A 24,009-nucleotide genomic window follows, 5' to 3' on the forward strand; every position below is an offset into this window, starting at 1 on the left:
CGACGTTATTGCGCCGCGTCGATCACGGCTTGCACCGACGGCGGGATAGCCTGGCCATTGCCGGTCACAGCGGGCTTGATCACATCGACGCCATGCTGCTTCAGCAACGCGCGGCCTTCGGCGCTCAGCAGGAAGTCGACAAAACGCACGGCGCCTGCGCTATTCGGCGCGTCGTTCAGGATGGTCAGCGTGTAGGCTGCTTTCGCCTTCAACTCGGGAGCCGGCTGGAACGCGGGAATCTTCAGATCCGACGTTTCGGTCGAGTAGAAGAAGCCGGCGTCGAGCTGGCCCGATTGCAGCCGGCCGACGAGCGTTTCCTCAGGCAATACCTGCTCGGGATTGTCCGGCGCACCGAGCGTCTTCTCGACGAGGTCCGGTTGATGGTACAGATCCGCGGCCTTGGTCATCATCTCGACCGTGAACGCACCCTTCGGATCGAGCTTCGGATCGGTGCGGCCGATGCGGATACCCGGTTCCTGCAACACCTGGTCCCAGCGCTTCGTCTTGAAGTCGGCGGCGAATTTGCTCTTCGGGTTGTAGCCGATCATCAGCGGCGACTCGGCGAAATTGACGTACCAGCTCACGTGGTCGCCGTTATCGGCGCCCATCAGGCTCTGATTGACCTTGGGACTCGCGCTGATAAACACATCACCGCGGCGCAGCTTGCCCTTGATTTCGTTGGCGATCTTGTTCGAGCCCGCCGCGTAGCCGCGAAACTGCAGGCCGGTGGATTTCTCGAAGGCGGGGCCGACGCTGCGCTCCATCAGGTTGACCAGCGAACCTGCGTATAGCACGTTGACGGTGTTGTCCTGGGCGAAGCTGGGGGTGGCGGCCGCCAGACCGGCGACTACCGTGAACGATGCAAGCAGCTTGCGAATCATGCCATTTCCCGTAGCGTTATGAAGATCGCTATATTACGACGCGACGGCGCGCCGTGGATTGAAACCCCCACTAGCGGAGCATAGACCGCGCAATATATCCGGTATGCCGTGGGGCCAACTGCCGCGCTGGGCGGCCTGCGGCGTAATATATGCGAAAATATTGCGCTTCGGGTGTTTCAACCACTTGACGCGGCGTGCGGCGAATCGCTGCATCTTTGCCTGGCTGCGCGGCCCAATTCGTTGCGGAGGATCTGCAAGCATGGACTCGATGAATCTGACTGTGGAGCTTCCGGAACAGGCGCTTGCCAGCGTTTTTGCGCTGACCGGTCACGTGCTGCAGCCGTTGTCGTTGACGCTAGAGCAACTCAGAAGCTACGACAGCATGCTGGCCGCGCCTTTCGATCTACGCTGCTTTACGACCAACCGCTATATTCGCCGCGTTGGTCGCTATCGGGGTGTCAGTCTGACCGCGCTCATCAGGCAGGCCGGTCTGCGCAACGACTCGCCCGGCGATTTCAAGCGGATGGTGTTCGTCGCGGCGGCGCAGGACGGTTATGCCGTGACCTTCTCGTGGCATGAACTGTTCAACACGCCGGTGGGCGAGAGCGCGCTGATCGCGTATGAATGCGACGGTGAACCGCTGAGTGCTGAAGACGGTGCACCGATCCTGTTTTCCGGTGCCGACATCATGGCGGCGCCGCGACACGTCAAGCGGCTCAAACGGATTGATGTTCAGTTGCTGCGTCCGTTGTAATGGTTTGGAAAGCTGTGCGGACGCATCAATGGCTCGAGGCGGCGATCGACCCACGTTCTTTCGATTCCCGTCTGTTCGCCAAACTGATCGCTGCCCGCGAAGTGCGTGGGGAGTGGGCGCTGCTAGGCCTCTCTCCGGCACAGTGGAGCGGGCTCATTGGCCGTCACTTCCGGTTCACGCCGGTCGCGCCCGATCTGACCGGTTTAAGCCGGTTCTCCGGCGTTGCCGCAGCGGTCGCTGTCGCCGCATTAGCAGTGGACACCCACGAGCATGTCGAATTTGTCACCGCAATGCGCGCATTGATGCTGCAGTACGCGAGCCCAGCCGTGCTGCCCGACGATGCCCAATGTCTCGCAACGATCATCGCGCACGCATGCTTGCGACCCGATCATCTGTGGCGTGACCTCGGACTGACTGGGCGCGACGAAGTCTCGGCGATGCTCAAGCGGTATTTCCCGTCGCTGGCCGCGCTCAATGTGGAGAATCTGCGCTGGAAAAAATTTCTGGCCCAGCAACTTGCCTTGTCGCTTGGACAGGAGCCCGGTCCTGCACCGGGTTGTCCCGGTTGCGAGGATTACCGGTTTTGCTTTCCTCGCGCGTCTTGAGGCAATCCCCTGGCTGGACAGATGCGGCTCTATCCCGATGCCGCTTCGCAATCGGCTTCGTGTATGCTTTCGCGCATGGCTGAATCTGCTAAAAATCCTTCTATGCCGGCGAAAACGACCGGTATAAAACCCGGCGCTAAAGCCGCCACAAGGGCGGGTAGCCGGGCCGGCACTCGCGTGGCCTCCAAGGCTGACTCCAAAGCCGGCGCCAAGGCCGACACCCAGGTCCGCAACAAGGCACGGCCCGAGGTTCGCTTCCGGATGCGCATTCGCAAGGGCGAGACCGTCGCACTTGGACCGGGCAAAGTCGAACTGCTTGAAGCGGTGCGCGAACACGGCTCGATCTCGGCCGCGGCGCGCAGCCTCGATATGTCATACCGGCGCGCCTGGCTGCTGATCGACGAGCTGAACCGGTCGCTGAAGTCTCCCGCAACGGTTTCAGAGCAGGGCGGCCAAAGCGGCGGCGGTTGTGTCCTCACCGAGGTCGGCGAGAGCATCGTGCGCCTCTATCGCGATGTCGAAGCGCAAGCCGAACAGGCTTGCGCCACGCAGATCGGCGATCTGATCCGCTTGATGCGACTCTGAATTGCCTAAGTGGCGTGGAGTCTTCGTTGGGGCGCCAGTTAACACGCTTCGGCTAACCCCTCTTCAGCCATGCCGCAGGCAAAACGCCGAAGGCGGGCGTGAGTTCGGTGCCGCGCTTTGCAGCTCACCGCGGTCGGTATGCAGACGCGCAATCAGGTCGATAAAACTGGCAACGCTCGCCGTTCGCAGCGGGTGGTAGTCCACCTGATGACGCTCGCACACGCGCTTGAGCATGTTCATCGAATCGTGATCGATGCAATCCACCGGAAACACCACGAGGTCGGCACCCGGCAATGCCGCGGCGAGCAGACCCTTGCGATCTTCCACCCCACCGTCGTGCACGACGAGTTCGCCACCCGCGGAGCTCACCAGCGCCTTGAGCGCCGTATTCGAGCCGGGCCGTCCGCCCACGTACACCACGCGTTTGCCATGTAGGCCGGCAAGTCCCGCGCGACGCGCGTCCGGTTCATCGAGCGCGTCGAGCGTGGCCCGCTCGAGCGCGTGACATTCCGACTGCACCGCCTTTAGCAACGCCAGCGCCTGATCGCGGCTCTCGCGTAGCGCCTCGGCCGTTCCTTGTTCCTGCAGCGCGCGCTGTTCCGCGGCTTCCCGGCGGCTGGTGTGCAGGGCGAGACGATCGTTCGCTTCGGCAAGCTTCTCCTGCAGCGCTTTCACTTCTTCCGCGAGACTAGCGGTGTCGACGGGTAGTTGGGGGCGTGCTTGCGCGCTTAGTTTGACAACCTGTTCGCCTAGCTGCGCGACTGTTGCGTCCCGCTGCGTGCTGATCTCGTGCAGGCGGTTCTGTTGCCGTTCCACCTTGTCGCGAAGCGCGGCGTTTTCCTCTTCGAGCGCCACCAGCCGGCGAATATCCGCACGATTGGCCGCGCCAACCAGATGCGACAGCATGTGCAGTTCGCCGAAAGCCGCCTGGCGCACCGGCATCGTTGCGTACGGATGGGTCATCAGCGCCCAGTAGGCGGGCGGAATGTCGCCGTTCTTGAGCGACTCGTTCCAGAGCGCGAGCAATGCCTCTTCGTCGCGCGCCTGATCGAAGCGCCGAAGCGCGCCGGCATAGCGTTCGTCGAGCGCCTTGTGGAGCGCCTTGCTGCCTGCGCCGCCCGCAATCGCCAGTTCGACCGCGGCGTGATGAATCTCGAGGTCGCTCGCGTGCTGACGGTCGAGATCGGTGAACTTGGGTACCAGCTTGCGCAATTCGTGCGTCGTGAGGCAGGTGCCGATCACGGAGCAATGCAGATGCGGGTCCAGTTCGGTCAGCTTTGTGCGCCGCTTCGAGGTGGCGAGCTGCCCAGGTGATGGCGGCGCGCAGCAGGCGTCGGCCACGCGCAGGCGAGCGCCGGCGCCGTCGTCGGCACGGTTTGCGTCGGCGGTTCGGGCGAGGCGAAACGGGGGAGCTTGCATGATGACCTCGAATCCGGTTCCGGTGTCAGGGCTCGCCGGCGAAGTTCACCGGGTAATGTCGAGTCCGCCACCTTCAGTTTCTCTAGCGAAATATACCATCGAATATAACGGTGGGCGTCTGACGAGCCGATTGACAGGGCACCCTATCAGTCTTCCGACGACATGACTAAAGACGCCCGGGCGTGCTGCTCCAGCACATGTTCGACGCACAGGCCGACGAAGGTCGCATCGAGCCGCTCGAGCGCAGCGGCGACCTTGCGCAGCGCGGCGTGGTCGTTGCTTTGGGCGTCGGAGAAAATCGCGTCGCGCAGTTGCTCAGCCGAACGGGCTTCCTCGATCGCGGCTCTGAGTTCTTCGAGACGGCCAAAATTGCTCATCTTGCCTTGCTCGCCGAGGATGGCGAGAAGCTCGCTAAACGAGTGTGAGCCCGAGTTGCCGGCCGCAGGAAAACTGTCCTGGCCGTCGGCGAACATCTGTACGAAGCGCAATACGCTGCCATAGAGACGCCTGAAGGCGTCGACGACATCGCGGATCAACTCGGCGCGCCCGCGATCGGTGGCGGATTTCAATGCCGTGATCGTGGTTGAAAAGCTCTTCGCGGTCCGGCCGGGATGTTCCGGCGATTCGGACAGGGTGGATCGACTGCGCACCAATCTTGGCTCCAGGTTGCCGGTTACGGTTTGTGGTGCAGCGGGTTGGCAGGGGTGTTGAGTTTGGGAACCACAGAGCACGCGCACCATTCGTTACCTACCGCTGTATTTCATAGGATATAACGAATGTCGCGGCGATATCCAGTTCCTCGACCATCCGCGAGCAGCAAAGATGCCTCGCGACCTTGGCGATCCAGTGGATGTGACGCAGACCGAGTTGTCGTCTGCATTACCAAATAGATTAATTATTCTGTCAGTCTGTGGCAATGACAGGAAATAGCAGCACGGCTAGGATGGGGTCCGTTTGGCGTTAGTCCAGCTATCGATTTACCTATCGACCCACCTATGCCTATGTCCGAGACTCGCGACGCGCTGCGTCCTCAAACAACCGATGAGCCGGTCCCGCCTGCGCCGGCGGGCCTCCCCCGCAACGCGGGCTTTGTGCTTGCCACCACCTCCGCAATCTGCGCGCTGATCGTGCTCGATACCAATGTGGTCGCGGTCTCGTTACCGTCCATTGCCCGCTCGTTCCACGCAAGCTTTGCCGATGTGGAATGGGTCGTCAGCGCCTATATGGTCGCCTTCGCGGCGTGTCTGCTTCCGGCGGGCGGCCTGGCCGACCGGTTCGGCCGCAAACGCATGCTGCTGCTTGGGCTCGCCGTGTTCTTTCTGGCGTCGCTCGGCTGCGGCCTCGCGCCGTCGGCATTGCTGCTGAATATTGCCCGCGCGGTGAAGGGTGTGGGCGCGGCGATGCTGGTGACTGCAGCGCTCGCCGTGATCGCCAATACGTTTCATGAGGGTCCCGAGCGCGTGCGTGCCTGGGCGGTGTGGGGCACCTGCATGGGACTGGCGACGACCGTGGCGCCGCTGGTGGGTGGCGTCATTACGCAATGGCTCGGCTGGCGCTGGATCTTTCTGCTGAATCTGCCGGTCTGCACGGTGCTGATTGTGTGCGCGTGGCGTGCGATCCAGGACTCGCGCAACCCCGAAGCCGGACCTATCGATGTAGCGGGCAGTCTGTTATTTGGCGTCGGACTGGCGGCGGCTATCTGGGCCCTGATCGCGGCACCGTCGGCGGGTTGGACGAGCGGCTCGACCGGCGTGAAACTATCGGCGGCGGCGCTGCTGTTTGTGGCCTTCGTTCAACTGCAGCGCGTGCGTCGACATGCGATGGTGGACCTTGCGCTGTTCCGTCAGTCGCGCTTCGTGGCCGCGGTTCTCGCCATGTTTGGCTATGCGGCATGCGCGCAGGTCATGATGACCTTTCTGCCGCTTTATCTGCAGAACGCATTTGGGCTACCGGCCATCGCGGCGGGCGTGGGCATGCTGCCGTTTGCGCTTGCCATGGTGGTGGGGCCGTATGTCGGCGCGGTGTTGTCCCGGCGTCTCTCGGCTATGGCGATGCTCAGCACGGGCTTGCTTTTGATCGGCGCGGGCAATCTTCTGACTGCTCTGGTTGCAGGCGAGGCGCGTTATGGCCTGGTGGCGATCGGCATGGTGGTGACGGGCCTCGGCGCGGGCGTTCTTAACGGCGACACGCAAAAGGCCATCATGGCGTGCGTTCCGCCGAACCGTACCGGCATGGCATCAGGTATCAGTACGACTACGCGCTTTACCGCTATCGTGACGTCGGTCGGCGTGCTCGGTGCAGTGCTGGCTGCGCGCACCCAGTCCGCGTTTTATGCGCGGCCTGAGTTGACTCCCGCGCTCCGAAGCGCACTCGACGCGGGCTTTCTGTCGCGTGTATTGGCCGGTGATGCGGCTGGGGCGAGCGCACACCTGCCGCCGGCGATGAGCGCGCCGCTCGCGGCTGCTGCTCATGCCAGCTTTGCCAGCGGTTTTGCATCATCGCTCTATCTTGCTGCTGCGGTTGCGGCGGGGATCGCGCTGGCGGTGTACTTGCTGGCGGGTCGAGCAAGCCGCGCGGCGGCGGGGCGGGTTCGAGGCCATAACGTCCAGCCTGGCAGCTAGCCGCTCGTGTCACCCAGGGCAATGACCCAGGACCGGAGCCGGAGGCGGCGGCGGTTTGAATGGCACAATATGACACGAACGCAGCGGTTCGTTCGTCGTGACATTGAGACAGGCCGGCCATAAGGAGAAGGTCGATGGCACCATCCGCTTTGCTACGGGAACAATACCAACGATGAGTCATCCCAATACCAACAGCGAGTTGATCGGGCGCTTCTATGAAGCTTTCCAGAAGCAGGACGCCGAAGCGATGGGCGCATGCTACGCCGATGACGTGGTCTTCAGCGACCCCGTGTTCGGCGAGTTGCGCGGCGAGCAGGCGCGCGATATGTGGCGCATGCTGGTCGCGCGGGCCCAGGATTTTTCCCTGACGTTCGACGCCGTCACCGCGGACGAGCGTACCGGTCGTGCGCACTGGGTGGCGCGTTATCTTTTCAGTCAGACTGGCCGCAAGGTGGAGAACCGGATTCAGGCGCAATTCGTGTTTCGGGACGGGCGCATCGTCGAGCATCGCGACAGCTTCGACCTTTGGCGCTGGTCGCGGCAGGCATTGGGACTCAAGGGCTCCTTGCTCGGCTGGACGCCCTTCGTGCAAGGAGCAATACGGGCGCAGGCGAAGAAAGGCCTCGATGCTTATCGGAACAAGCGCGGCTGAGTCCGGGCACGACGTTGACCCTGATCCGAAAGGCCTGTCCACCTGGCCTACTTGCGTGAGATTGGCGGGTTGATGCAGTATCTCGTTGAGAGCGAGCGTTGCGTGTGAGCGGAAATTCGCCGCCCACCCGCGCGCCGAATAAACTCGAACAAACAATACCAAGGGACGAGTACTTATGCCTGTCGTGGATGCGGCCTGGGAAGATTGGCTGGCCACCAATGCGAAGCGTGGCTGTACCGTGGATTCCATGGTCGCAGCCATGATGGGGGCGGGTTTCGATCAGTTCTCCGCTAGCAGCGCGGTGCAGCGCGCGGTGAGCTCCGCAAATATTGGCGGTGTGGTCACCGCAACGGCTAATGCCGCGGGCGCCGTGGGCGTGGCAGGCGGATCGGACGCAGCAAACGGCCCGAGTGCCTTCGGCTCCGCTGATCAGGCAAGAACGCCGGGCGGCATCGCGGCAACCGCAGGCACCGAGGCGAGCCTCGTCAAAGCGGTACAAGGCACGTACCAGTACGACGCATTACCCGTGGCAAGCGGCAATCTGATCCGCGCGTACGATCGCGATGTGAAGGTGGTGATGCGTTGCGAGCGGCCCCAAGTGGTCGTCTTTGCCGACGTGCTTTCGCCTGAAGAGTGCACCGAGATGATGGAGCGTTCGCGGCATCGTCTCAAACGCTCGACCACGGTCAATCCGGACACCGGGCAAGAAGACGTGATCCGCAATCGCACCAGCGAGGGTATCTGGTTTCAACGCGGCGAGGACGCGCTCATCGAGCGTCTCGACCAGCGGATTTCCAGCCTGATGAACTGGCCGGTGGAGAACGGCGAGGGACTGCAGATTCTGCATTACAACACCAGCGGCGAATACCGTCCGCATTTCGACTATTTTCCGCCCGATCAACCGGGCAGCGCGGTGCATACCGCACGCGGCGGCCAGCGTGTGGCGACGCTGATCGTTTATCTCAACGACGTGCCGGATGGTGGCGAGACCATTTTCCCTGAGGCAGGTTTATCGGTTACCGGCAGGCAGGGCGGGGCGGTGTACTTCCGTTATCTGAACGGCCTGCGGCAACTCGATCCGCTGACCTTGCATGGCGGCGCGCCCGTGTTGGGCGGCGACAAATGGATCATGACGAAGTGGATGCGGGAGCGCGAGTACGCTTAGGGGACTCGCTTTCCCGCTTTCCCGTCCCCCGTTGCTTTACCCCGCCTGCAGCGCCTTGCTGCGCTCGTCGTCCGCCACTTCGCGCAGTACTGCATCGAAGAAATGCGCTTGCGCATCAGCATCCGACCGGGCATACGCACGATTGATGCCGCTGATTACGGCGCGGATCGAAGCGGTAATCAGATTCGCATCGATGCCGACGCCGAAGGCGCTACCCACGACCTGCGCACCGGCCATTTCGGCAATCGCGATTGCCTTCGCGTCCGCGCCCTGAGTAAGCGCACGTTCTTCGTAGTGCTGGATCCGCACAGGGGTGCGCAGCGCATGCATCAACGCGTCGAGCGGGCCGTTGCCTTCGCCTGCCAGCACGGTGCGCTTACCGGCTATCTCCACCGTCAGCTTGATGCGCTCGCGCCCGCCGTCTTCTGACAGCGCATGGCCGATGTAACGCAGCGGCGTCTCACCGCGCACGTATTCATCCTGGAACACTTCCCAGATCTGCTGTGCGGTGACTTCCTGACCGCTATCGTCGGTGAGTTGCTGGACGGCCGAGCTGAAGTCGACCTGCAGACGCCGCGGCAACACAACGCCATGTGTCTGTTCGAGCAGATAAGCAATGCCGCCTTTACCGGACTGGCTGTTGACCCGGATGATCGAATCGTAAGTGCGGCCCAGATCGCGCGGGTCGATCGGCAGATAAGGCATTTCCCACAGCGCGTCATCCTTCTGCACGGCGAAGCCTTTCTTGATCGCATCCTGGTGCGATCCCGAGAAGGCGGTGAACACCAGATCGCCGACATACGGATGACGCGGATGCACCGGCAATTGCGTGCATTCCTCGGCGGTGCGCGCGACTTCGTTGATGTGCGAAAAATCGAGTCCCGGGTCGACGCCCTGGGTGTAAAGATTGATCGCCAGCGTCACGAGGTCGACGTTGCCGGTGCGCTCACCGTTACCGAAGAGACAACCTTCAACGCGGTCGGCACCGGCCATCACGGCCAGTTCAGCCGCGGCGACTGCGGTGCCGCGATCGTTGTGCGGGTGAACCGAAAGCAGCAGCGAGTCGCGCCGCGCCAGGTTGCGGTGCATCCACTCGATCTGGTCCGCGTAGAAATTCGGCGTGCCGACTTCCACCGTGGCCGGCAGGTTGACGATGGCTTTGCGCTCGGGCGTCGGCTGCCAGACATCGAACACGGCATCGCACACTTCCTTGGCGAAATCGAGTTCGGTGGCGGTGAAGGTTTCCGGGCTGTACTGCAGCGTGAAAGCCGTCTCCGGGGTGGCATCCACGAGACGCTTCATGGTGCGCGCCGCGTTCACGGCCAGTTGCTTGACACCGTTACGGTCGAGCCCGAACACGATCTTGCGGAATTCCGGCGCGGTGGCGTTATACAGATGCACGATCGCACGCGGCACGCCGCGCAGCGATTCGAAGGTGCGCTCGATCAGGTCGTCGCGCGCCTGGGTCAACACTTCGATCGTGACGTCATCCGGAATGTGGCCGCCCTCGATCAGTTCGCGTACGAAATTGAAGTCGGTTTCGGACGCCGACGGAAACGCCACTTCGATTTCCTTGAAGCCAATCTGCACCAGCGTCTTGAACATGCGCATCTTGCGTTGCGCGTTCATCGGCTCGAACAGCGCCTGATTGCCGTCGCGCAGGTCGGTGCTCATCCAGATCGGCGGGTGCGTGATGGTGCGCGAAGGCCAGGTGCGATCCGGCAAGTTGACGGGGGTGAACGGGCGGTACTTCGTAGCAGGATTTTTCAGCATGATGGGCTCGTGGGTTCGAAAAACGGGAGACGCAAAGGAACGGGACGAAGCGCGGCCGCCGGTTGGGCAACCGGGGCAAGGTCAGCAAAACTGGGGAATTAACTGCGCTTCAGATGCGTTAGATGCGGGAAGCGCGTAGCAGCAGACCTAGCCCGGTAGAGCGGGCTAGTAGTAGGAGGGATAGCAGGGTCTGTGCGGCGAACATGGGCGTAATAGGATCACAAACGGCAGGGCCAGTCAAGCGGCGTTTGCTCGGCGTTTGCTTATGTGCCTGCTTGCGAGGCATCGGCGCTTGCCTCTGTCGCTGTCATTGCCCGGCAGTGTTGCCGAGCGGCCGGGCGGCCAGGTCCTTCAGCGCCGACCAGCAGTTGTTGTAACCCATGCGCAGGATCATCAGGCCGATCACACCGGCCGCGACGTGATCGAGCATCGGCAGGCCGGCCATGCTGCCGAGAATGCCCATCACGGCAACCAGCGCCGAAACCGCGTCGAGTCTGGCGTGCCAGGCACTGGCAAGCAGAACGCCAGAATGTGTTCGTTGAGCCACCGACCGCATATAGCGGAACAGCGATTCCTTGGCGAACATGACGAAGACCGCGACCACCAGCGCGCTTGCACGCATGCTGGTGCTGACAGTGAGGATCGTGGCGGGTCCGATGCTATGCCATAGCATCTCGCCGGCGGTGCCGATCAACAGCACGCCGATGACAAGCGTCGCGAGCGATGCATGGAAGCCGCCGTCGCTGCTGGGAGCACGCCGGCCGGAGGCCGCAGCCGCGCCGAGAAACAGCACGGCGATGACGACGCCGTCGGCGGCGAGATCGCTGAGCGTATGGATACCGTCAGCCACCAGGCCGTCGGAATGCGCGAACAGGCCAATGACAATCTGCATGGCCATCAGCACGGCATTCAGCACCGCACTCATATAAGCGGCCTTGAAGGAACTGCCGCGCGACTGTCGGGGACGCTCTGGCGGCGATGTCATTGGGAGGACGGTTTCGAGTGATTTCGAGTAGTGCAAGCAAACTAACCGTCCAACGTTGCGGGGATGTGACAGGTGGGGCGCGGTAGCAGGCTTCTGCCTGGCTCACGTCCACGCCATTGATCACGCTCAGGAAGCGTCCTGGCGCCGCGAGCCTCCGCCGACGCTCTGCCCCGCGTTGTGTTCCAGCTGCCAGTAACCCCACACCGACGCGAGCGTCACCAATCCGGCGCAGAGAAATGCGATGCGGAAGTCATCGAGCGTAAAGACATGCCCTGAGGTCTCGCCGTTGAACACGGCGGCACCGCGCAACGCCACCGCGCCGAAGGCAATGCCCAGGCCGATGGTCATTTGCGCCGCCGCGCTCCACAACGTGCTGGCCGCGCTCATCTGCGGCTGGGCGACGTCTGCGTAGGCGAGGGTGGCGAGCGTCGTGAACTGCATCGAGCGCGCCACGCCATATCCGAATATCACGATCAGCACCCAGGCGAGTGGTGCCTGTGGCGTCAGCAGGCCGCAGGCGATAATGAAGACGCCGGCTGCGGCGACGTCGACGATCGACACCATCCGGAAGCCATAGCGCTGCAGGATGCGCGTGGTCAACGCCTTCATACCCAGGTTGCCGAGCGCGCTCGCCAGCAGCAATAGCCCCGACTTGAACGCGGACAGACCGAAGCCGATCTGGAACAGCAGCGGCATCAGATACGGCACCGCGCCGATGCCGATACGTGTGAACGAACCGGTTATCACCGTCACCGAGAAAGTGGGAATTCTGAGCGTCGAGACGTCGATCAGCGGATGCGGATGGCGCTGTGCATGCCGGAATGCCACGAACCCGATCACCAGACCCGCTGCCACGAGGGCGCCCGCTATCCACGGATTTTCGCCGGGCTGGCTGGCGAGTTCGGCGCCGTACAGGATCGAAGTAAGGGTGGCGCCGCTCAGCAGCAGGCCGACGAGATCGAGCGGGCGGCGCTCGCTGCCTTTCAGGTTGGGCACCAGTGCGACCACTGCCGCCATCACCGCGATGCCGAACGGCACGTTCAGCAGAAAGATCCAGCGCCAGTTCGCGTAGGTCGTGATGAAGCCGCCGATCGGCGGCCCGACCACCGGTGCGACGATCGCCGGCCACGTAATGGTCGAGATGGCCTGCATCAGGCGGCTTTTCTCGGTGCTGCGCACCACGATCAGCCGGCCGACCGGGACCATCATCGCGCCGCCCATCCCTTGCAACAGACGCGCGGCGGTGAATTCCGTCACGTTTTGCGACATCCCGCACAACACCGACGCGACCGTAAACACGCCGATCGCGCTAAAGAAGACCGTGCGCGACCCGCACCGATCGGCAACCCAGCCGCTTACCGGGATGAAAATCGCCAGCGCCAGCATGTAGGCCGTCATGCCGAGGCTGAGACTGTTCGGACCCACGCCGAATGAACGCGCCATCTGCGGCAGGGCGGTGGCGATCACCGTGGTGTCCAGATACTCCATGAAGAAGGTCGCCGCGACGATATAGGGCAACCAGCCGATGAAGCCGGGGCGTTTCTGGGTGTCGGTCATCGCGGTCCGTTTGCGAGGAAAAAGTAGAAAAGTAGAAGTATTGCCGAAGACGGCCAAAGCCGGCATCCGGGGCCGGGATTTCTCCTGGAAGGAGAAATAGTCAAATCCAATGATGACGATTTAAACAATCAACTTTTTCTATTAAGTGGATCCAGACATACTGTCATCACTTTCTCAACCACGTACCAAAAGAGGACGCATCAGATGCCGATCATCAACAGCCAGATCAAACCTTTCAAGGCAACCGCTTACCACAATGGCGACTTCCAGACCGTTACCGACGAAACCCTGAAGGGCAAGTGGTCGGTCGTCGTGTTCTACCCGGCTGACTTCACGTTTGTTTGCCCGACCGAACTGGGCGACCTGGCCGATCGTTATGCCGAATTCCAGAAGCTTGGCGTCGAGATCTACAGCGTGTCGACCGATACGCACTTCACCCACAAGGCATGGCACGACACGTCGGACACGATCCAGAAGATCAAGTATCCGATGATCGCCGATCCGACACTGGCCATCTCGCGCAACTTCGACGTGCTGATCGAAGAAGAAGGCCTGGCGCTGCGCGGCACCTTCGTGATCAACCCGGAAGGCGAGATCAAGCTGTGCGAAATCCACGACAACGGCATTGGCCGTGATGCCGGCGAACTGCTGCGCAAGGTGCAGGCTGCGCAATACATCGCAGCGCATCCGGGTGAAGTGTGCCCCGCCAAGTGGACGCCGGGCGCTGAAACGCTGACCCCGTCGCTCGACCTGGTCGGCAAGATCTAAGCGCTCCCGCTTAGCTCGGCTTCATCGCAGTACACGCCACTCGCTGGCGTTTCTCCGTGCGGACGGTATCACGCGCAATGCAGCTTCATGTGCATACGGCCCGCACGGCTCCTCGCCACGCAATGTGGGTGGCGCCCGGAGCCCAACCCTCGTCACGGAATTCGAATAGCCATGCTGGATGCCAATCTCAAGACTCAGTTGAAATCGTACCTGGAAAAGGTCAGCCGGCCGATCGAGATCGTGGCCTCGCTCGACGACAGCGCCAAATCGCAGGAACTGCTCGCACTGCTGAACGACATCGCGACGCTGTCGGCGCGCGTCAGCGTGATCGAGCGGCGCGGCGACGCGGAGCGCAAGCCTTCGTTCTCGATCGGCGAGCCGGGTAAGGACACGGGCATCCGCTTTGCCGGCATCCCGATGGGACATGAATTTACGTCGCTGGTGCTGGCGCTGCTGCAGGTGGGCGGCCACCCGGTCAAGCTCGACGACGCGGTGATCGAACAGATCCGCGAGCTCGACGGCGACTATCAGTTTGAAACGTATTTCTCGCTGACCTGCCAGAACTGCCCGGAAGTCGTGCAGGCGCTGAACGTGATGGCGCTGATCAACCCGCGCATCCGCCACGTGGCGATTGACGGCGGGGTATTCCCGAACGAAGTGGAAGCGCGCCAGATCATGGCCGTGCCGACGATGTTCCTGAACGGCGAAGTGTTCGGCCAGGGCCGTAGCGGCGTAAAGGAAATTCTCGCCAAACTCGATACCGGCGCAGGTGCGCGTGCGGCCAAGGAACTGGCGAAGAAGCCGGTGTTCGATGTACTGATCGTCGGTGGCGGCCCCGCGGGCGCTGCGGCAGCGATTTACTCGGCACGCAAGGGCATCAAGACGGGCGTGGTTGCGGAACGCTTCGGCGGCCAGGTGCTCGACACGCTCGCGATCGAAAATTTCGTCTCCGTTCAGGAGACCGAAGGACCGAAGTTTGCCACGGCGCTCGAACAGCACGTGAAGAGCTATGAAGTGGACATCATGGACGTGCAGCGTGCTGAAGCACTGGTTCCGGGCCGCATCAATGAGGTACGTCTGGCGAGCGGCGCGGTGCTGAAGGCGAAGACGATCGTGCTCGCCACCGGTGCGCGCTGGCGCGAAATCAACGTGCCGGGCGAGCGCGAATATCGCAATCATGGCGTGGCTTACTGCCCGCACTGCGATGGCCCGCTGTTCAAAGGCAAGCGCGTCGCGGTGATCGGTGGCGGCAACTCGGGCGTGGAAGCGGCAATCGATCTGGCCGGCCTCGTGCGCGAAGTCACGCTGATCGAATTCGGCGCGCAACTGCGGGCTGATGAAGTGCTGCAACGCAAGCTGCGCAGCCTCGCTAACGTGACGATCGTGACGCAGGCGCAGACCACCGAGATCACCGGCGACGGCAAGAAGGTCAACGGGCTCGTCTACAAGGATTTGCGCTCGGGTGAAACGAAGCAGGTCGAACTGGAAGGCGTGTTCGTGCAGATCGGTCTCGTGCCGAACACCGAATGGTTGAAGGGCACGGTCGAACTGTCGAAGCACGGCGAGATCGTCGTCGATGCGCGCGGCGCGACGTCGGTGCCGGGCGTGTTCGCAGCTGGCGACGTGACGACGGTGCCGTTCAAGCAGATCGTCATCGCCGTGGGCGAGGGCGCGAAAGCATCGCTCTCCGCCTTCGATCACCTGATTCGCAATAGCGCGGATGACGAAGCGGAAGTCGAGGACGCTGCGGCGCTTGCGGAGGCCTAAGTTTTCTTCGTGAGCGGCAGGCGGTCCTGATTGGACTGACGAAAGCCAGCTGCCAGTTGTTGCCTTGCAATGAAGCCCGCCTTTGTGCGGGCTTCATTGTTTTCGGTTCCCGCATCGAAGCCGGTGGCGCTTGAACTCCATCGGCGCATCTATACACCCGTTTCATTCACACGCTTGACGCGGGCCCTCACGGCCGCGGCCCGCACTGCTTTGTTTGGAGTTCGCCGCCTGGATTCAATTCTTGGCGAAGTGGCTCGTCTCACCATATAAATCTGTGAATCGAAGCAGACCTTTCGCGGCAGCCAACCGTGTGCATTTCAACGCGTGCGAGTGGGCTTAAGGACGAAGGGCAACATAAAAGGAGACAGAGATGGCCTCTTCGCAAACGGCGCCCGCGCGTTGGGTCGACGGCAAGCGCTACCTTTGGCTGCTCGGTGCGCTGACCATCACGTTGCCGCTGCACGCGGCCACTCTTGCGCTGCTCACGGGCTGGCATATCTTCTGGTGGTTTGGTCCGATCTTTGTGTTCGGCATTATCCCGGTCCTCGACTACGCGATCGGCGACGACCCCAGCAATCCGCCTGAGGAAGTGGCGCCCGTGCTCGAGCGCGAGCGCTATTACCGGCGCATCGTCTGCCTCGCGACCTTCATCGAATACGTCTCGTTCTTCGGCGCAGTGTGGATCGTCGGAACCCATGTGCTCGCATGGTACGACTACCTGGGGTTTGCGCTCTCGCTCGGTTCGGCGACCGGCGCATCGATCAATACTGCTCACGAACTCGGTCACAAGACCGACCGCTTCGAGCGCTGGCTGGCGAAGGTCACGCTGGCGCCAGTCGCCTATGGACACTTCTTCGTCGAACACAACCGCGGCCATCACGTGCGGGTAGCGACGCCGCCCGATCCCGCCAGCGCACGCTATGGCGAGTCCTTCTGGGCGTTCCTGCCGCGCACAGTGTTCGGCAGCATCGCATCGGCGTGGCGGCTCGAAAAAGAGCGGCTCACGCGCAGCGGTCATTCGCCGTGGAGCTGGCGCAACGAGGTATTGCATGCATGGGCGATGACCGCAGTGCTATGGGGCGCGATGATTGTTCTATTCGGCAAGGTCGTGATTCCGTTCCTGCTGATCCAGGCGATATACGGCGCCTCGCTGCTCGAAGTGGTCAATTATCTCGAGCACTACGGATTAGGCCGCAAGCAGTTGCCGAACGGCAAATACGAGCGCTGCCGCCCTGAGCATTCATGGAACAGCAATCGCGTCGTCACCAACCTGTTTCTTTACCAATTGCAACGCCATGCGGATCATCACGCCAATCCGACGCGCTCGTTTCAGGCACTGCGTCACTTCGAAGGTGCGCCGCAATTACCGTCCGGTTACGCGACGATGATCATGGTGGCTTATGTGCCGCCGCTGTGGTTCCGCGTGATGAATCCGCGTGTGGTCGCGCATTATCGCGGCAATATGGAGCACTCCAATATTAAACCCGCAATACGCGAACGCGTGCTGGCAGAATTTTCCGGAGCGGTTACGAGTTGATGTTTGATTCGCCATTCGCGAACATCAAACGTTTGCGCCATAAAGGCCATATTTACCGATTAAAAAAAGAGACCAAAGCCGCACAAGGCCTGGACGCGATTGATAAATTTATCGCTTAAGAAATTCGCTGCGCTGCCGAAAACAGAGCTATTAACCGGGTGGAACATTTCTCCTGCGCGGGGAAATCCTGGGTTCAAGCAAACCGGAAATGCGCCGTTACATGCACTCGGCGCAGGTCAATCAGGCTTGCACCAATCAAGAACATAGAATCTCTCCGGAGAGGCGCAGCCATGCGCGCCTGCTCCGGTGCGGATTATCGAGAGGGGCACCGCTACGCTGAACGAACTGGTCCGGCGTGGAAGTGCAGCAGTTTAAATCCGCGTTTGAAACGGAGAGGCCATGTTTGTTGCGATCGGATGGGTATTGGTGTTGGGGTCGGTGATCGGTAGTTTTATCGGCGTAGGAGGACATCTTCCTGCCCTGGTTCAACCATTCGAACTCCTGTGTATTTTCGGTGCGGCGATAGGGGCGTTTGTCGTCAGCAATCCAGTCACGACGCTGAGAAAGACGCTCAAGAGTTTGCCTACCTGCTTCAAGGGCGGCGGTTATACAAAAGAGAAATATCTCGAACTGATCGCGCTGCTGTTTGAACTGCTCCAGAAGGCACGCAAGGAAGGCATGATGTCCCTCGAGGCGGATGTCGAGGCGCCCGAACAAAGTGCGCTGTTCCAGAAGTATTCGCATGTTCTGCAGGATCATCATCTGCTCGACTTTATCGTCGACTATCTGCGCATGATGTCGAGCGGCAACGTGAACGCGCTGGAAATGCAGGACCTGATGGACGAGGAACTGGAGACGCATCACGCGGAGGCCTCCGTCGCGGCCAATGCGATCCAGAAGATGGCCGACGGCTTGCCGGCGTTCGGCATTGTCGCCGCGGTGATGGGCGTGGTGCATACGATGGGCTCGGTGGGAGCCGCACCCGCGGTGCTTGGGGAGATGATCGCCGGTGCGCTGGTGGGCACTTTCCTTGGCATTCTGCTCGCGTATGGATTCATCGGGCCGCTCGCCGACCTGCTCAACGCCAAGGGTCGCGCCGCCGCCAAACCGTTTCAGTGCGTCAAGGCCGTGTTGCTCGCCTCGATGAGCGGCTACGCGCCGCCCGTTGCGGTGGAGTTCGGCCGCAAGGTGCTGTTTACCGCGGACCGGCCGAGCTTCAAGGAGCTCGAAGACGCGGTGCGCGCCACCAAAATGCCCAAGGCGGCCTGACCAGGATGAGGGAGACGAGTCATGGCTGAGAACCGGTCGGGCGGTAGCGCGGGGGAGGCGTCGGCGCCTATCGTGGTGCGGCGTCTGCGCAAGGGTGCGGCACACGAGGCCCATCACGGCGGTGCATGGAAGATCGCCTATGCCGACTTCGTAACGGCCATGATGGCGTTTTTTCTGCTGATGTGGCTGCTGGGCTCGACCTCGCAGTACGACAAAGAGGGCATCGAGGATTACTTCAACACGCCGCTTTCCACCTTGCTAGGCGGCAAGGAAGGCACCGGTGCGGCGCGGCCGAGCGTGGTGCAAGGCGGCGGACGCGACGCCTCGGACAGCCGGCCGGGCGTGGCGCACAAGAATCAGGTCCAGCCCGCCCCGCCTACGGTCAGCCCGCCCGCCATGCAGATGGATGCGCAGCGGCTCGCGCAGCTCAAGGCGAAAATCGGTGCGTTGATCGAGCAGACGCCATCGTTGCACGCCTACAAGGAACAGATTCGTCTGTCGATCACCGACGAAGGTTTGCGTATCGAGATCGTCGATTCGCTGAAGCGGCCGATGTTCGCCTCGGGTAGTTCGAAACTGGAGGACTACGCGCTGACGATCCTGCAGCAGATCGGCGCGTCGCTCAACGACGTGGACAATCGCGTGTCGATTGCCGGCCATACAGACGCCGTGCCTTACTCGGGCGGCACCGCCGGCTATTCGAACTGGGAGCTTTCCAGCGACCGCGCCAACGCCGCAAGGCGCGCGCTGGTGGCAGGGGGCTTAAGGGAGGACAAACTGTTGCAGGTGCGCGGACTGGCTGACGTGTTGCCGTTGGACAGAAACGTCGCCGACGAACCGACCAACCGCCGCATCAGCATTCTCGTGTTGAACAACGCTGCGGTGCAGGCGTTTTTCCGCGACGGTGGCCGCACCACGGTCGACGAAGCAGCGGCCGCGAGCGGGGTGTTGCCCGCAGCGCTGACGAAGGAGCAAACCGGCAAGGTCAGCGCGCCGTAATGCGTCTAAAACCCAGGGCGGCGATGCGAGATCGCCACCCTGGCTGTTTATGCTTCGTGTGCTGCCGACGCTTCCTGCTGCTGCGCAAACTCATCCGCCTGAGCGGCGCAAACCGCCTCTGCGAAGCGCTGCAACGAAAGCAGCGATCCACTCACGCTGTGATAGGTTTCACGGCCAATCCGAGCATCTAGCAGAATCTGCAAACCCGCTGCTCTGGCAATTTTCATGATATCCACGGCCGATCCTTTATCAAGCGGCGTGCAGACTGCATCCCCGTATCGATCAACTCTTCCCGTCAGGCGGCGGCATATTGACACGATCAGGCCCACGTACTGGATGTAGCTTCATGGAAGCCACAGAGCCATCGTAGTTCAGTCAAATATGCCGCCATGACGGGAACAGCAGGTAATAACGGATGCAATTCGTGCGTTCGCCGCGCGGCGCTCAGGACCAGAGTTCCGACATCTCGATGTTACGCAGATCGAACACCAGTACTTCGGCGTCGTGACCCTGTGAGAACGTCAGAACCTGTTCATTGCGGACCCGCGCACCGTCGCCTTCACCGAGCGTCTGACCGTTCACGTCGACGCTGCCGCGCGCCACGTGGACATACGCATACCGGTCAGCCGCCAGTTCCAGCCGGGCGCTCTCGTCGCCGTCGAACAGTCCGGCATAAACGCGCGTGTCCTGCTGCACCACCAGCGACTCGTTCGCACCATCGGGCGAGATCACGAGGCGCAGCGCACCGCGCTTTTCCGCGTCGCCGAAACGGCTCTGCTGATAACGCGGCGGCGTGCCCTTGAGCGCCGGTGCAATCCAGATCTGCAGGAAGTGCACAGAGTCGCTCCGCGAGTGGTTGTACTCGCTATGGGCGACGCCCGTGCCCGCGCTCATCAACTGGATGTCGCCGGGAACGATCACCGAGCCGGTGCCCATTGTGTCCTTGTGTTCCAGCGCACCCTCCAGCACGTACGAGAAGATTTCCATGTCGCGGTGCGGATGCGTGCCGAAGCCTTTCGACGGCGCGACGCGGTCGTCGTTGATCACCAGCAGATCCGAAAAGCCGTTCTGCTTCGGGTCGTGATAGTTGGCAAAGGAAAACGTATGACGCGAACTAAGCCAGCCGTGCTCCGCGCGGCCGCGTTGATTGGCGTGTCTGATGTCGAGCATGTTCTTTCTCCTTGATGTGCGATCCGGAGAGGGTTGTCGTCCGTGATCCATTTAGAGCAGTTTACGTCAATCAATGTGCTTATAATCGTGACGTAATTAGAAACACTGTCTCGCCACGGTTGACAATGGGGCGGCAGGCGACACCACAGACGGGCGACCATGATCAACACCCAGGAGCGAGCCCATGCAACTCGATGACATGCGGATTTTCGTCGCCACGGTCGACGCGCACAATTTCACCACCGCAGCCAACCGGCTGTCGCTGTCGAAGCAGTTCGTCAGTCGCCGCGTCATGGCGCTCGAAGAGGCACTCGGCGTGCGGCTCCTGATCCGCAACACGCGCAAGCTTGCCGTCACCGAACTCGGCCAGGAGTTCTACGAGCGGGCCAAACGCATTCTCGGTGAGGTGCAAGAGGCCGAGCAGGCCATGTCGCTGCGGCGGGCGTCACCTCATGGGCTGCTGCGGGTGAGTGCGCCGATGTCGTTCGGCATGGTCCATCTGTCGCCGCTGGTAGCGATGTTCCTGAAGAAACATTCAGACGTGCGCTTCGACATGGAGTTGAGCGATCGCACCGTCGATGTGGTGGGCGAGGGGTTCGACATGGCCATCCGCATCGGCACGCTGGCCGATTCGACGCTGATCGCGCAAAAGCTCGCGGAAGTCCGGATGGTGGTCTGCTGCAGCCCGCAGTACCTGCGCCGGCGCGGTACGCCCGTCGCGCCGGCCGAGCTCGAGCGGCATGCCTGTCTTCTGTATGGACACGGCGGCCCAGCGAGCTGGGAGTTCGTGCTGGACGGCGCACACAAGGCCGTGGAGGTGCACGGACCGCTGCGTGCCAACAACGGCGAATTGATCCGCGATGCGGCGCTTGCGGGGCTCGGCATTGCGCGCCTGCCGGATTTCATCGTCTCCGCCGCGCTTAAGGCCGGTCAGCTCGTCCCCGTACTGGAGCCGTTTCTGCCGCGTGCAACCGCGCTTTTTGCAGTCTATCCGCAGCATCGGCAAAGCTCGATTACGATCCAGTCATTCACCGCATTTCTGCGCGAGCAACTGGCGAAGACGTTGACTCGCTGAGGGAGTGACGCAAATCGACGGGCCCGACCGCTCGACGTCTCGATCAGGCCCGGATATTGCACTCGTCGAGCCTTGCAGATATTGGCAGGATGGGGCCAGAAGTCGTCGCAGCCGGCAAGTTCGGCCAGCGGCGACATCAAATGCCGCCATCGGCCAACTCATATGTACCAGCCGCTGAAAGAATTACATGCCCAGGCATGGCTGCGTGGCAATCGATACAGCCTCGCGGGATCTGGAAAGCGGCCAGTCAATTCATTCGCGACCAGCGCGATCGGAGGATGGGTGTCGAACGGACATACAACGCGGGCGGCCCGGAGCCGTTCCAACAAAAAAGCGGCCGCAACGCCATGGCTGGTTGCTGCCACTGTCGCCGGCATGAGCGTGATCGCCACGCCAGCCAAAGCTCAAACGCCGGCGCCTTTGCAGGAATGGCAATATTCGGCGGGGGTGCCGCTGGAAAAATTGATGGAACCGGAAATCCCCACGTGGCAAGCGTCGGTCGGTATCGCCGGCGCCTTCCAGCCGCGCTATGACGGCGCCGATCGATATCACTTCGAGGGCGGCCCGAGCATCGACATCCGCTATAGCGATCTGTATTTTGCTTCGACCGGCGAAGGCTTCGGCGCCAATGTGGCACAAGGCCAGAACTGGCGGATCAGCCTTGCGGTTGCCTATGACCTGGGACGGCGCGGTCAGGACGACGACGAGCATCTGCACGGCCTTGGCAACATCAACCCCGCCCCGGAACTGAAACTGGCTGGCGACTATGTCATATCGAAGAGTTTTCCGATGGTGCTGCGCGCCGATATCCGCCGCAGCTTCGGCGGTTCGAATGGCTGGATCGGCGACATCGGCGCTTATATGCCGCTACCCGGCAGTTCGAAGACGTTCTTCTGGTTTGCAGGGCCGAGTCTGACCTTCGCCGATTCCAAATACATGAACGCCTGGTTCGGCATCGACCAGCAGCAGGCCGCCGAATCCCAGTACTCGTACTATCACGCGAGTGCGGGTCTGAAGTCGGCGGGTTTCGGCGTCAGTGCGATCTGGTTCTTCCAGAAGCACTGGTTTGCGGCGTGCGACTTTGCGCTGGAGCAACTGGTCGGCAGCGCGGCGCATAGTCCTGTCACTCAGCGCTCGTCGAACGGGGTGCTGGATCTGTCGATCAATTACCAGTTCTGAGCGAGCTTGTTGCGCGCGGGCTCCGGCTTGAGCCCTCGCGCGGCCTGCAGTCGCTCGCGAACCGGTTGCTACAACGCACCCGGCGCAACCCAACTCCGGCCGCGGTCCTAGCAGACGGTGGTCGGCGCTTCGGCGACCGCTTCTTTCCGGCCCGCTCTCATCAGACCTTCCACCATGCGGGCTTCGGCGCGTGCGATCGTTTCGAGCGAAGCGGCGGACAGTTGCGCATCGAGAATCGACAGCGCCGCGCACACGCGCAGGTACTCGTCCTCGCCCAATGCCCAGTCGCCTTGCTGATGCTCTGCGGCGTCGAGTTGCACCATCGCGCCGTGTGCGCTCTCGATGTACTCGAGACCTTGCGGCTCGAGTCCCAGACGGCAAAGCTCTTCGGACACCAGAAAATGCCGGCCGAGAGTCATAAACAGATCCCGTGAGCCGTGACCGCGTTTGAACGCATCGAGGGCGGTATAGCACTGCAGGAGCATCGCCTGCGTGACCGGCTCGTGCGCGGCCCGGCTAAACGTGAGGGCGCGCAGCAGCGGCGACATGGCAGGCTGGTTGCGTTTGCGGCTTTGCGATTTGTTCGGCATGACGGTTTTAACCTCGTTCTGTAACGCTCGGTTCGCCAGAGAAGCTTCTTGCAGACGGCGTACCGGCGGGACAATTCGCAACCTTGTAGGCGCGTCGTGTCAGCATCATCGCAAGCAACAATTAAGATAGCCTTAAATTTTGAGACGCTTGACCGGGGCAGTTGTGTCAAGGTGTGACGCGGCCGAGGCCGAAAAAAAAAGCCCTGTCCCACGGGGGACAGGGCCGGACAGGATGGAAGAGTCGCACAGGCGCGTGGATGCTTGCCGACGTGGTTCCCATCAAAACAACGCTGTTGCACTTCAAACTGCTTGAGACGTGGTCCTTCGGTCCTTTACCTTCTTTTGCTGCAAACCCCTGTTGCTTTCATTGCATCTGATGCGAGAGCGCTTCGTCGATGCGCTGCTGAGGTGCTGCTCTGCTACCGGTATTGCAACTGCGTGCTGCGGACTGCGACTGCGTTACTACGGACAACGTGATGCTGGAGCGTACTGCCTGATGCGTTATTCGTGATGCTGGAGCGTGCTACGACTACGTACTGCGTACAAGCAACTGCCGTTTCTACTGCAACCTGCCGGACTGCTCTACGGACTACTCTACGTGCTGCTCTACAGGTACGGTCAAAACAACGCGGGGGGAAGACCGCGTATGGGCTTAGTG

At 61.9% G+C, this 24,009-nt stretch carries 22 protein-coding genes; 13 read left to right on the forward strand and 9 right to left on the reverse strand.

The genetic code is table 11. From position 1 onward, the window contains the following. Positions 1-5: 5 nt before the first annotated feature. Complete coding sequence (locus tag P3T24_RS04625; protein WP_074268504.1) at positions 6-881, reverse strand: extracellular solute-binding protein; 876 nt, start codon at positions 879-881, stop codon at positions 6-8. 259 nt (positions 882-1,140) lie between these two features. On the opposite strand from P3T24_RS04625, the gene P3T24_RS04630 reads away from it, so the two are divergent. From P3T24_RS04630 to P3T24_RS04640, 3 genes are all read left to right on the forward strand, one after another. Then, positions 1,141-1,635 (forward strand): molybdopterin-dependent oxidoreductase, encoded by a 495-nt coding sequence (locus P3T24_RS04630; protein ID WP_429410889.1) that lies wholly within the window; start codon positions 1,141-1,143, stop codon positions 1,633-1,635. Then, positions 1,635-2,240 (forward strand): nitrogen fixation protein NifQ, encoded by a 606-nt coding sequence (locus tag P3T24_RS04635; RefSeq protein ID WP_429432785.1) that lies wholly within the window; start codon positions 1,635-1,637, stop codon positions 2,238-2,240. The genes P3T24_RS04630 and P3T24_RS04635 overlap by 1 nt, the downstream gene beginning before the upstream one ends. A gap of 261 nt (positions 2,241-2,501) precedes the next feature. Continuing rightward, complete coding sequence (locus P3T24_RS04640) at positions 2,502-2,825, forward strand: winged helix-turn-helix domain-containing protein (protein ID WP_074269460.1); 324 nt, start codon at positions 2,502-2,504, stop codon at positions 2,823-2,825. Positions 2,826-2,888: 63 nt separating this feature from the next. On the opposite strand, the gene P3T24_RS04645 is transcribed toward P3T24_RS04640, so the two are convergent. Continuing rightward, positions 2,889-4,244, reverse strand: coding sequence for a DUF2325 domain-containing protein (locus P3T24_RS04645; RefSeq protein WP_429432786.1), 1,356 nt, complete (start codon positions 4,242-4,244; stop codon positions 2,889-2,891). A gap of 146 nt (positions 4,245-4,390) precedes the next feature. Further along, a complete protein-coding gene (locus tag P3T24_RS04650) occupies positions 4,391-4,984 on the reverse strand; it encodes a hypothetical protein (RefSeq protein ID WP_429432788.1) in 594 nt (197 codons plus the stop codon). A gap of 255 nt (positions 4,985-5,239) precedes the next feature. Here P3T24_RS04650 and P3T24_RS04655 point away from each other — a divergent pair, with 255 nt between their 5' ends. From P3T24_RS04655 to P3T24_RS04665, 3 genes are all read left to right on the forward strand, one after another. Continuing rightward, positions 5,240-6,865 (forward strand): MFS transporter, encoded by a 1,626-nt coding sequence (locus P3T24_RS04655; RefSeq protein WP_429432790.1) that lies wholly within the window; start codon positions 5,240-5,242, stop codon positions 6,863-6,865. Between the two features lie 172 nt (positions 6,866-7,037). After that, positions 7,038-7,517: a nuclear transport factor 2 family protein gene (locus P3T24_RS04660; protein WP_429432791.1), complete on the forward strand. Its 480-nt coding sequence runs from the start codon at positions 7,038-7,040 to the stop codon at positions 7,515-7,517. 175 nt (positions 7,518-7,692) lie between these two features. Further along, positions 7,693-8,682, forward strand: coding sequence for a 2OG-Fe(II) oxygenase (locus tag P3T24_RS04665; RefSeq protein WP_429432793.1), 990 nt, complete (start codon positions 7,693-7,695; stop codon positions 8,680-8,682). A 36-nt stretch (positions 8,683-8,718) separates the two neighbouring features. Here P3T24_RS04665 and leuA read toward each other — a convergent pair whose 3' ends face one another. The 3 genes from leuA to P3T24_RS04680 form a co-directional block, all read right to left on the reverse strand. Continuing rightward, on the reverse strand, positions 8,719-10,455 hold the full coding sequence (leuA, locus tag P3T24_RS04670) for a 2-isopropylmalate synthase (RefSeq protein ID WP_429410901.1): 1,737 nt from the start codon (positions 10,453-10,455) through the stop codon (positions 8,719-8,721). 307 nt (positions 10,456-10,762) lie between these two features. Further along, positions 10,763-11,380 carry a cation diffusion facilitator family transporter gene (locus tag P3T24_RS04675; protein ID WP_429432795.1) on the reverse strand — a complete coding sequence of 206 codons (618 nt, stop codon included), beginning with the start codon at positions 11,378-11,380 and terminating at the stop codon, positions 10,763-10,765. A gap of 186 nt (positions 11,381-11,566) precedes the next feature. Continuing rightward, positions 11,567-12,997, reverse strand: coding sequence for an MFS transporter (locus tag P3T24_RS04680; protein ID WP_074269456.1), 1,431 nt, complete (start codon positions 12,995-12,997; stop codon positions 11,567-11,569). 204 nt (positions 12,998-13,201) lie between these two features. On the opposite strand from P3T24_RS04680, the gene ahpC reads away from it, so the two are divergent. From ahpC to motB, 5 genes are all read left to right on the forward strand, one after another. Continuing rightward, a complete protein-coding gene (gene ahpC, locus P3T24_RS04685) occupies positions 13,202-13,765 on the forward strand; it encodes an alkyl hydroperoxide reductase subunit C (RefSeq protein ID WP_074268498.1) in 564 nt (187 codons plus the stop codon). Between the two features lie 171 nt (positions 13,766-13,936). Next, entirely contained in the window at positions 13,937-15,532 is a 1,596-nt protein-coding gene (gene ahpF, locus P3T24_RS04690) for an alkyl hydroperoxide reductase subunit F (protein ID WP_429432797.1), read from the forward strand. A gap of 370 nt (positions 15,533-15,902) precedes the next feature. Further along, on the forward strand, positions 15,903-17,069 hold the full coding sequence (locus tag P3T24_RS04695; protein WP_429432799.1) for an alkane 1-monooxygenase: 1,167 nt from the start codon (positions 15,903-15,905) through the stop codon (positions 17,067-17,069). A 399-nt stretch (positions 17,070-17,468) separates the two neighbouring features. After that, a complete protein-coding gene (motA, locus tag P3T24_RS04700; RefSeq protein ID WP_074268495.1) occupies positions 17,469-18,338 on the forward strand; it encodes a flagellar motor stator protein MotA in 870 nt (289 codons plus the stop codon). 21 nt (positions 18,339-18,359) lie between these two features. After that, the gene (gene motB, locus P3T24_RS04705) at positions 18,360-19,337 is read left to right on the forward strand and encodes a flagellar motor protein MotB (protein WP_429432801.1); all 978 of its coding nucleotides are present in this window, start codon (positions 18,360-18,362) and stop codon (positions 19,335-19,337) included. Between the two features lie 47 nt (positions 19,338-19,384). Here the strand turns inward: motB and P3T24_RS04710 are convergent, their stop codons facing one another. Beyond that, positions 19,385-19,564 (reverse strand): hypothetical protein, encoded by a 180-nt coding sequence (locus P3T24_RS04710; protein ID WP_367946975.1) that lies wholly within the window; start codon positions 19,562-19,564, stop codon positions 19,385-19,387. A gap of 217 nt (positions 19,565-19,781) precedes the next feature. After that, positions 19,782-20,507, reverse strand: a complete 726-nt coding sequence (locus tag P3T24_RS04715) for a pirin family protein (RefSeq protein WP_429289022.1) — start codon at positions 20,505-20,507, stop codon at positions 19,782-19,784. A gap of 184 nt (positions 20,508-20,691) precedes the next feature. On the opposite strand from P3T24_RS04715, the gene P3T24_RS04720 reads away from it, so the two are divergent. Then, complete coding sequence (locus P3T24_RS04720; protein ID WP_429432803.1) at positions 20,692-21,582, forward strand: LysR family transcriptional regulator; 891 nt, start codon at positions 20,692-20,694, stop codon at positions 21,580-21,582. 375 nt (positions 21,583-21,957) lie between these two features. Further along, positions 21,958-22,761 (forward strand): MipA/OmpV family protein, encoded by an 804-nt coding sequence (locus P3T24_RS04725; RefSeq protein ID WP_429433245.1) that lies wholly within the window; start codon positions 21,958-21,960, stop codon positions 22,759-22,761. A gap of 107 nt (positions 22,762-22,868) precedes the next feature. Here P3T24_RS04725 and P3T24_RS04730 read toward each other — a convergent pair whose 3' ends face one another. After that, complete coding sequence (locus P3T24_RS04730) at positions 22,869-23,351, reverse strand: hypothetical protein (RefSeq protein ID WP_074268490.1); 483 nt, start codon at positions 23,349-23,351, stop codon at positions 22,869-22,871. Positions 23,352-24,009: the final 658 nt, after the last annotated feature.

This window comes from Paraburkholderia sp. GAS33, assembly GCF_050436645.1.
In the GTDB taxonomy this organism is placed as follows: domain Bacteria; phylum Pseudomonadota; class Gammaproteobacteria; order Burkholderiales; family Burkholderiaceae; genus Paraburkholderia; species Paraburkholderia phenazinium_B.